We start from the raw sequence: 8,909 nt of genomic DNA, 5'->3' as shown, positions 1-8,909 counted from the left end.
TGCAGAACCGCTATGTGATGGAGGGTTGGCTCTTTGCCAACTTCTTGGCAATGATAGCTTACTACAAATTGTATTCGCGCCTGCTGCAAGCCGAACAGTTATCAAAACACTCGCCAAAAGATATTATTGAACTCTCAAAAGCAATTTACAAAATGAAGATAAGAAACCAATGGCGCCTGTCCGAAATCACCCAGAAAACACAGAGGCTGTTCGCCAAAATTCAAATAGACTACCTAAATTAAGCGGAGTTAGGGATTAAATGCACCTCTTTACTATTTCCTCAATTGTTTCTTCAAATTATCCACCGGATACAATACGGCTACAAAACCGATGAGCAGAACCGTAAGAAAAATGAAAACAACATCCATTGCTTGTACCGATACGGGGTAGGCGTCAATAATAAATGCACCGGCGGCGCTGCCGAGCTTGAGCAATCCGAAGTGTTGTTGCAGCAGGCAAAGCGTTAGTCCGATAATCAGGCCGCTCATGGCTCCTATAAAGCATATCAGCCAACCCTCGAACGAGAATATCCGCAGAATCAGCTTTTTGCCGGCGCCCATATTCCTCAGGATGTTTATATCGTCCTTCTTTTCGAGAATAAGCATCGACAACGAACCGATGGTGTTGAAGGTGGCGATGATCAGGATGAAAGACAAAATGAGGAACGTTACCCATTTTTCGATGCTGACCATGTGGAACGACTCTTCTTGTTGTTCAAAACGGTCTTTTACCAGATAATTTTCGCCCAAAATGGCTTTTATTTCTTTTTTTACCCGGTCGGACGATGCTCCGTCTTTCAGCATCAGGTTCAGGTACGAGACTTCGTTTTCGTAGCGAAAGATTTCCCTTGCCAATTCGATGGAAACAAACAGGGTCTGTTCGTCGTATTGCTGCTGATTCAGGGCAAAAATACCACCGGGGTAAGCGTATGAGATAGTGAAATTCATAGCCGGATTGGCCGTGTTTACCTTGGCATTCCGTTTAGGTACATAAATCTCCAGCGGAGTGGAATAACCGGCGCGCAGGCCCAGCGTCATAGCCAATCCCGCCCCGATTACGCTGTATTGCACATCCCCTTCTTTCAGCTTAAAATCGCCGTCGAGGAGAATATCACCGGCATTTATCTGGTCGAGAAATTCGGGCGATACCCCTTTTATTAGCGCCGGAACCTGGCGGTCGGCAAATTTAATTAAGGCGTTTTCTTCGAGCATCCCCGATGCCGATTGTATGCCTTCTGATTTTTTGATTGCCTGAATGTCCGGATCGTCTGGATTAAAAACTTTTCCTTTTGCCGGCGCTATTTGCAATTGGGGGTCGATGGCGCTGAACGACCGTGCGGCAATATCCGTAAATCCGTTGAACACCGACAAGGCGCACACCATTGCCGCCGTAGCAATAGCGATGCCACATACCGAGATCATCGAAATCACATTGATGGCATTGTGCGATTTTTTGGAGAAAATATATCTTTTTGCTATGTAAAACGAAAGATTCAATTCTTCTGCGATTTTTTATCTTTATCCGACTGGAGTAACTTGTCGATATTTTCCAAATAATCGAGCGAATCGTCGATGTAGAATGCCAGCTCGGGAACTATTCTTAGTTGTTTTCCAAGGCGTTGCCCCAAATCGTAACGAATGGCCTTGATGTTTGCCTTGATATTTTTCAAAAGTTCCGCTCCTTTTTCCGATGGGAATATACTGAGGTAGGCTTTGGCCAAGCCAAGGTCGGGGCTGATGCGCACGCTGCTGACGGAGATAAGCACCCCGTGCGTTTGTTTGGTCTGAAGCAGGAATATGTCTCCCAGTTCTTTTTGTATCAACCTGTTTATTTTTTGTTGTCTTTTCGTATCCATTTGTCGTATTTTTATATCGTGCAAAGATAGTGTTGTTTCGCGAATCTCCCTAACCACAGGGTATAAAAAAAGGAAGCCCGCCGTATCACTACGCAGACATCCCTCCCTTAACACAAACTTTACAAAACTAGAATTGATTACATATTAATTTTATAAATTCACAAAATTAATAGTACATCATAATATCATTAACCTGGGCAAGGTGTATTATCATGTTCTGTGGGACAAAGGTATTTCAAATTTTTATAAAAAACGATACAAAAACTTGCCGATAAATTATATATTACGCCCTTTATTTTAAGTCTTTGTTTAACACTATTTTAGGCTTCCCGATCGTAATTTTCCGGGAGTAAGTCCATAGTGTCGTTTGCAAAACTCAATAAAATGGGGCATGGACGAAAACTGGTATTTTTCGCAAATATCCTTAAATGGTAATTCATTTCTGTTTATCTCCTGCAAAATGTGGCTTGCTTTGTAGCTCATAATCCAACGATAGGGCGAATCGTCAAAGCATCTTTCAAATTTTTTAATAAAACCGGATGTGCTATAATTGGCTAAACTGGCCAATTCGGAAACAGTTTTAACGGTAAGCGCTTTCTCCAATACAATTTTTTTGAAAAACAGGTCTTCTTTATTCAGAATCGGGTGGAAAAATGCCGCAAGCGTCTCTTTTGTGTAATAGACGCGAAAAAGATAAAATAACTCTTGTTTTTTCAGCATGTACAAGTGACAGCAATTGACGCCATCCGAAATATAATTATCGAGTAAACACAAATAATCCTTTAGTTGCTGGTTAAATGGCAATACCGAAAACCCGGGTTTTTTGTCCGCACAATACGGATATAGTTGTATCATCGAAAAATTTTCGCACAAACTCACCTGAATATCAAAAGCCAAAGTTACAACATCGGCATCTTCAAGAATATGGATTGCAATATGATTGCTCTCGGGTAAGAATACGATATTGTTCTGTGCCACTTCTTCGTTGAAGAAATTGCCGTACGAAACACTAATACACCCTTTTTTCAAAAAAAGAAGTATGGAATCTTTCAGGGTGGTGAATTCAATTGTTTCGCCATTCTTGTAAGAAAAAGCCTTTGTCAAAGGGCTTTCCCTCTGATAATGGATACATGAAAGATGTTCACTTGCGTATAATAAACTCATAAAACCTAATAATAATATGTCTTTTATTCGGAAATAGCCGCGAATTTATTAAATTTGGACTTTCATTTTAAAACTATTTCAAATTGAAACCAGCGAAAAACCTTATTTACCGTATATTAACCGGTATTGTTTTTGTTTTCATCCTATTAGGCAGTATTTTATACAGCCAGTATTCGTATGGCATAGTATTGTGTACTATCGAAATAGTCGCTCTATTTGAGTTTTATAATCTTATTGCCAAGTCTCAGACTACAAAGATAAATAATTTTTTGACTATCTCAGGTGGTTTTTTTATTTTTGGCGGGACATTTGTCTTTTTTTCGAGTAAAATTCACTCTCTGGCTCCATTCCTGCCTTATATTTTTTCTGTTTTATTGCTGTTTATATGGGAATTGTATCTGAAAAAGGAGAATCCTATCCGGTCTTTGGCCTATTCTGTTTTGGGGCAGGTATATATTGCCGTCCCTTTTTCGTTGCTGAATTACCTGGCTTACAGTTACGACCAGTCCGGGGGCAGTTATCATTATTCTTATCTTTTGGCGCTGTTTATTGTTATATGGGTAAACGATTCTTTTGCTTATACGTTTGGTGTAACATTGGGCAAACACAGGCTTTTTGAACGCATATCTCCCAAAAAATCGTGGGAAGGATTTATCGGCGGAGCTGTTTGCGCCGTGCTTTCGGCTGTTGTTTTTGCGCATTATTTCGATGCCTTGCCCTTGGCCGGCTGGCTGGGCTTTGCGCTCATAGTCGTGGTCTTCGGCACATTCGGCGATTTGATAGAATCCTTGCTAAAGCGGACCTTGAATGTGAAAGATTCGGGTACTATTCTGCCCGGTCATGGAGGCATACTCGACCGCTTCGACAGCATGATATTCGCCATCCCCGCCTTGGTTGTTTACCTCGAGATAATTAACTGTTTCAGATAAACCGGACTTCCTTAAATGCATACCGCTTTTCCAGTCCGGCGGCGGTAAGCAGTGTCAGGAAACCGTTATCGGCAACATCTTTTATCCGGGCATCGAACTCCCCGTTCAGGTCGCTGAAACGAAAGTAGCCTTCCCTCCGGTAAAGACATTGCTTGTACCTTTCCGAAATAGCTTTTTTATTGGTTTGAGACAACTCGTAAATTTCCACCAGCTTGTCCAGTATTTCATTCAATATTTTATCTCTATCGTACTCCTGTCCAGTGATTTGCTTCAAAGAAACAGGGTTCGGAGCATCGCTCACAAACCGTATCTGATTGATATTGATGCCTGCGCCAACAATCGAAGCAGCTATTTTATCGTCCAGCAAGTCGTTTTCGATAAGTATTCCGGCTATCTTTTTGTCTTTCCAATAGATGTCATTCGGCCATTTGATGCAGATGTCGCTCACATACCTGTCCAATGCATCCTTGATGGCAAGAGAAACCAGTTGCGAGAGAATAAACTGCTCGTTTACTTTGATAAAACCCGGGTACAGCACAAAACTGAACAGCAAGTTCTTCGCTTCTTCCGACTCCCAGACATTCCCTTTTTGCCCGCGTCCGGCAGTTTGAAACTCGGCGCACACAACCGTTCCCTCCGCCAGCTCTTTCATTTTACACAAGTCCCTCAGAAAAGAGTTGGTGGATGCAAGTTCATCAACACAAATTATAATCGCATTCATAGCTTCGCCCGATAAAGTTCCCGTTGTTTCTTGGGAAGTTTTTTAATAACCTCGTCCACCGAGTGGAGAATTAGTTCCTCTATCAGTTTATCCGGCACGTCGCTCCGAAGATAGACCGAATTCCACAACAAAGTTTTACCGGCATGATAGGCTTGAGTAATACCTCGATAACGTTCGCGCAGCAGCAGGGTTTTTTCGGGATCGCATTTCATGTTCACAAAAAACTCTCCTTCTTTGGGCGTAAGCGAGAAATAGGCAAACATTTTCCCCATTACCTTGTAAACCAGCGTTGTATCGTCGAACGGCAAACATTCTTCCGCATCCTTTATCGACAGGCAAAATTCTCTAAGGCTTTCAATATTCATATTTCTTTGTTTACGGGTTTATAAAACTTGTAAGAGACGCGGCGTGCCACGTCTGTGTTTGGAGGTGGCTGTCTCAAAAGCTGTCATCCCGTGCTTGACACGGGATCTCCTAACCGAAGCTCAAAATATGTGCCTTTGTTAGGAGATTGCGGGTCGGAGCCCGCAATGACAAACCAATAACAGCTTCACACCGGTGCATAAAAAGCATCGTCGAAATGTTCGATTTCATAATTATCGTTGTTTATCAGTACCGAGATAACATCAAAACGCGCCGGTAAATCAATGCGGCTGTTCTTGATGTAATAATCGGCGGCTTCTACAATGCGCTTGATTTTTCCGTTCGTTATGGCATCTTCGGGGTTTCCCCACATGTCGGATGTGCGGGTTTTTACCTCCACAAACACAAGCATCTCGCTATCGCGGGCTATAATATCAATGTCGGTGTGCCCGAATCGCCAGTTGCGTTCGATAATGATATACCCACTCTCTGCAAGGTAGTTAGCCGCTACATTCTCGCCTTTGTCGCCTATTTTATTATGAAAAGCCATGTTTCCGTCCGTTCTTTCTTTATTTTGAGCATAAATATACAAGTTTTTGTAATATTATTTGCAATTATGATTATTTTTGTAACAATGAAACAGAAGAAAAAAAAACCGGTACTGAACCGCGACAAACATCTGGCATTTTCGCTCAATAGCGAAGAGTATGATTTCGTTTCTTCGTATATCAAAAAATACAAGATTAGCAACAAATCGCGTTGGATTCGCGAGACCGTGCTCAACCATATTCTAAAAACCCTCGATCAGGATTATCCTACCCTTTTTGGCGAAAACGAAATGCGTAGATGACACAGCTATTGGATGATGACTATTTTATGCGGCAAGCCCTCAAGGAGGCTCAAGCGGCTTTCGACAAGGACGAGGTGCCTGTCGGGGCAGTTATCGTTTGCCAAAACCGGATTATTGCCCGCGCTCACAACCTCACCGAAACCCTGAACGATGTTACCGCACATGCCGAAATGCAGGCCATAACCGCCGCCGCCAACGTGCTGGGCGGCAAATACCTGACAAATTGCAGCCTGTATGTTACCGTTGAGCCCTGCCCGATGTGTGCCGGGGCGCTTGGATGGGCGCAGATACCCCAAATTGTGTATGGCGCAAAAGACGAAAAAAGAGGCTACTCTTTCGTCTCACCCAAAGCCATTCATCCCAAAACGCGTGTTATTGGCGGCGTTTTGGAACCGGAATGCGCTGAATTGATGCAGCGTTTTTTTCGGAATAAAAGATAAACGAAGCGTTGAAGTTCAACTTGTCCAGCCGGATTTGTAATCTGGCTGTAAGGAATATTAGGATTTGTAATCCGGTTGCGATTACGGGTGCATATCGGATTGTAAATCCTTATATTCCAAGAGGGGCTGTCTCATAAGTATTTTTGAACGCAAATTACGCAGATTACGCGAATTATCGCAATTTATTTGTTGTTGAATTTCAATTAGATAAAAAAAAGATATAGTGGCTTATTTGCGTAAATTTGTGTAATCTGCGTAATTCGCGTTCTTTCGAGACAGCTCCAACTAGCGTAACAATCATTTCTCGAACACCGATTTTTGGGGTAAAATAGCCTCGAAACTGTTTTGAAGTTCCAGTTTCAGCGTTTCAAAGTCGGTGATGTTATCGCTATCGTTCAGGCAAAGCATAGTGTATTGTTGGTTGACGATAGCCGCACAAACAGACTGCTTGTTTTCGTCGCTTATATCGGTGCACAACGAGCCTTTGAGCCTGTTCACCGGATGAAAGTTCCCCTCAGCCAATTGCCAATACCTGATTAGCCACTGATTCACATCGTTATTCGTCCTGAATTTTGTTTGGCAGGTCTGATTTAGCAAATCGGGTTCGTTCTCCCAGATTTTAGTCAGGGTGGATTTGAGGAATGCATTGGGCATGTGGGGGTCGATAAAACCCGAAAACTCCACCCAGGGATAAAGCAACAGATTGCTTACCAGTCCTCTCCCGTATTTATAGTTGAACCATTTGAAGGGATTCTTTTTTATTGTCCGGTGTTTATCAAAGTGCCTGTCCAAAACGCCCAAATCGTTGATTACCATGTGAATGATGCCTCCACTAACAGGTCTTGCCGTCATTATCGCGCCATCGCAAGGAAGGTCTTTGTAAAAAAACAGCGATTCTTCCACCGGCTTGGTGATAAATGTATCGTCGTTGAAATAGACAAACTGTTCCGACAAGCCTTCGATCCGGTGCAGATTCATCTCGATGGTATTGGCGCTGAATGTCGGGAGGTATTCAGCCGGAACGTAATCCTCGTGTTTTATCCATCGAAGCCGGGGATGATTGAGGTTCAACCACTCGGGAAGTTCGCCCGATGTGATAAAATAGATGTGCCGGAACCAGGGCGCATATTTTTCAATCGACCGAAACCAATAACGCAATAAATCCCAATTGCGGAAACGGATATTTTGCGAATCGCCATCCAATCCGGCATATTGGGCAAAGCGCGCTTGCCACTGGCTGTCGGAACCGTCCACCCAGGGTAGAACGAAGTCGATTGGTTTTGTTGTTTCTTTCATAATCTCAACTGCGGCTTGTCCAAAAATCCAAATATTGTTGCGCTACTTTTTTGTAATTGTGATGCTTATCGACAAACAACCGGCTTTGCAACGATAATTCGGGAATGCGATCTTTATTCAAAACGAGTTGTTCCAATTTTGTAAATATATCCTCTTCGTTGGGCAACACATTTATTATTGGTTTATTCTCCGTTTCGTTCAGTATTTCATACGATTCGGGTTCGGCGCCTCCTACGGCAACAAGCCCTTGAGCCATTGCGCCTAAGGCATTCATACTCGGCGTGTAAGAGTATAATTGATCCAATATCACATCCGAATCATTCATTTTTTGTATGTATTCCCGGTAAGGAAGCGATTCCACTTTTTCAATCGTACATTTCTCCGAATATTTTTGGTGAATCTCCTGTAATATACGGTACAAGACATCGGTGCCTTTAATCTGCGATCTATCGGATTGAATGCCAATAAAGAAGCGGAGAAGATCGGCAACGCCTTTCTGTTTAAACGCCAATTCGTCCGTATTGACCGGTTCGGGGATGAACGTCAGTTTATCTTTGTAAAGATTACAATACGAAACATAATATTCGTACAAACAGGCAATAATCCCATCGCAGGTTTCGGCTATTTCTTCATTCAAATGCTGCTTGACTGTGCCCATCCAGTTTTTTCTGTGGATTTCGGCCATAGCGAAACCGGTGGGCTTATCTCCTGTATAATAATCGGAATAGCGGAATGTTTGTTTATCTAAACAGGTTTTAATCCAATAATAATCGGTGCCGAAAGCGCCTAAAAAAACTTTCCGGTTGTGCTTTTTCAGAAAACGGTAAAAGGACAAATTCTTTTCTGCTTTAAGGTCTAAGAAAATGGGATTCTTTATTTGAACAATATCATAATCTTTAAGCTTCCCCCGGTTTTTATAGATGTCGTACAGATATTTAACCGAATCATAAGCGCCATAACTCTTTCGAGACAAATTTATATCTCTGGGATTTCCCATCCACCGGCTACCATCCGAAACAACGGTTACATCCTGCCCCAATAACCGAAGTCCCTGGGCAAGGGTCCAATGAAGATTGCTGCATTCTCCCAACAAAAGAATTTTCATATCGAATTTCTGTAATTGTTCCCAAAGGTAATCATTATTTCACTACAAACTCAATAGCTTAAAGTTAATTCCAGGACAAACCTTAAAAAGGGTTCACCGATAACACCCCGTATTTAGTCCCGCATGGGACGACACTTTATTAACCGTATGCTTTAGCTTACGGATAGACAATCGCCTCCTGCAAGC

The 8,909-nt window shown here is 42.5% G+C and carries 12 protein-coding genes; 4 read left to right on the top strand and 8 right to left on the bottom strand.

Going from position 1 to position 8,909, the window contains the following annotated elements:
- A partial coding sequence (locus ACYPWY_RS11990; protein WP_459684207.1) for a hypothetical protein occupies positions 1-242 on the top strand: 242 nt, incomplete at its 5' end.
- A 30-nt stretch (positions 243-272) separates the two neighbouring features.
- On the opposite strand, the gene ACYPWY_RS11985 is transcribed toward ACYPWY_RS11990, so the two are convergent.
- The 3 genes from ACYPWY_RS11985 to ACYPWY_RS11975 form a co-directional block, all read right to left on the bottom strand.
- Positions 273-1,496, bottom strand: a complete 1,224-nt coding sequence (locus tag ACYPWY_RS11985; RefSeq protein ID WP_459685764.1) for an ABC transporter permease — start codon at positions 1,494-1,496, stop codon at positions 273-275.
- Positions 1,493-1,855, bottom strand: a complete 363-nt coding sequence (gene rbfA / locus ACYPWY_RS11980; RefSeq protein WP_459685763.1) for a 30S ribosome-binding factor RbfA — start codon at positions 1,853-1,855, stop codon at positions 1,493-1,495. Before rbfA ends, ACYPWY_RS11985 begins: the two co-directional genes overlap by 4 nt.
- Before the next feature lie 315 nt (positions 1,856-2,170).
- Complete coding sequence (locus ACYPWY_RS11975) at positions 2,171-3,019, bottom strand: helix-turn-helix transcriptional regulator (RefSeq protein ID WP_459685762.1); 849 nt, start codon at positions 3,017-3,019, stop codon at positions 2,171-2,173.
- An 83-nt stretch (positions 3,020-3,102) separates the two neighbouring features.
- Between ACYPWY_RS11975 and ACYPWY_RS11970 the strand changes: the two genes are divergently transcribed.
- Entirely contained in the window at positions 3,103-3,948 is an 846-nt protein-coding gene (locus tag ACYPWY_RS11970) for a phosphatidate cytidylyltransferase (protein WP_459685761.1), read from the top strand.
- Here the strand turns inward: ACYPWY_RS11970 and ACYPWY_RS11965 are convergent.
- The 3 genes from ACYPWY_RS11965 to ACYPWY_RS11955 all read right to left on the bottom strand — a co-directional run bounded on the left by ACYPWY_RS11965 (position 3,941) and on the right by ACYPWY_RS11955 (position 5,582).
- Positions 3,941-4,669 (bottom strand): biotin--[acetyl-CoA-carboxylase] ligase, encoded by a 729-nt coding sequence (locus tag ACYPWY_RS11965; protein WP_459685760.1) that lies wholly within the window; start codon positions 4,667-4,669, stop codon positions 3,941-3,943. The genes ACYPWY_RS11970 and ACYPWY_RS11965 overlap by 8 nt on opposite strands.
- Positions 4,666-5,034, bottom strand: a complete 369-nt coding sequence (locus ACYPWY_RS11960) for an MmcQ/YjbR family DNA-binding protein (RefSeq protein WP_459685759.1) — start codon at positions 5,032-5,034, stop codon at positions 4,666-4,668. Before ACYPWY_RS11960 ends, ACYPWY_RS11965 begins: the two co-directional genes overlap by 4 nt.
- Before the next feature lie 185 nt (positions 5,035-5,219).
- Positions 5,220-5,582, bottom strand: coding sequence for a YraN family protein (locus tag ACYPWY_RS11955; protein WP_459685758.1), 363 nt, complete (start codon positions 5,580-5,582; stop codon positions 5,220-5,222).
- Positions 5,583-5,666: 84 nt separating this feature from the next.
- Between ACYPWY_RS11955 and ACYPWY_RS11950 the strand changes: the two genes are divergently transcribed.
- Both ACYPWY_RS11950 and ACYPWY_RS11945 read left to right on the top strand, forming a co-directional pair.
- Entirely contained in the window at positions 5,667-5,882 is a 216-nt protein-coding gene (locus ACYPWY_RS11950) for a C-type lectin-like domain-containing protein (RefSeq protein ID WP_459685757.1), read from the top strand.
- Positions 5,879-6,322 (top strand): nucleoside deaminase, encoded by a 444-nt coding sequence (locus ACYPWY_RS11945; RefSeq protein WP_459685756.1) that lies wholly within the window; start codon positions 5,879-5,881, stop codon positions 6,320-6,322. The genes ACYPWY_RS11950 and ACYPWY_RS11945 overlap by 4 nt, the downstream gene beginning before the upstream one ends.
- 297 nt (positions 6,323-6,619) lie before the next feature.
- On the opposite strand, the gene ACYPWY_RS11940 is transcribed toward ACYPWY_RS11945, so the two are convergent.
- Both ACYPWY_RS11940 and ACYPWY_RS11935 read right to left on the bottom strand, forming a co-directional pair.
- Positions 6,620-7,618, bottom strand: a complete 999-nt coding sequence (locus ACYPWY_RS11940; protein WP_459685755.1) for a Stealth CR1 domain-containing protein — start codon at positions 7,616-7,618, stop codon at positions 6,620-6,622.
- Positions 7,619-7,622: 4 nt separating this feature from the next.
- The gene (locus ACYPWY_RS11935; protein ID WP_459685754.1) at positions 7,623-8,723 is read right to left on the bottom strand and encodes a glycosyltransferase family protein; all 1,101 of its coding nucleotides are present in this window, start codon (positions 8,721-8,723) and stop codon (positions 7,623-7,625) included.
- Positions 8,724-8,909 lie beyond the last annotated feature (186 nt).

Source organism: Viscerimonas tarda (assembly GCF_054601255.1).
This window is presented reverse-complemented; position numbering and strand designations above follow the sequence as displayed.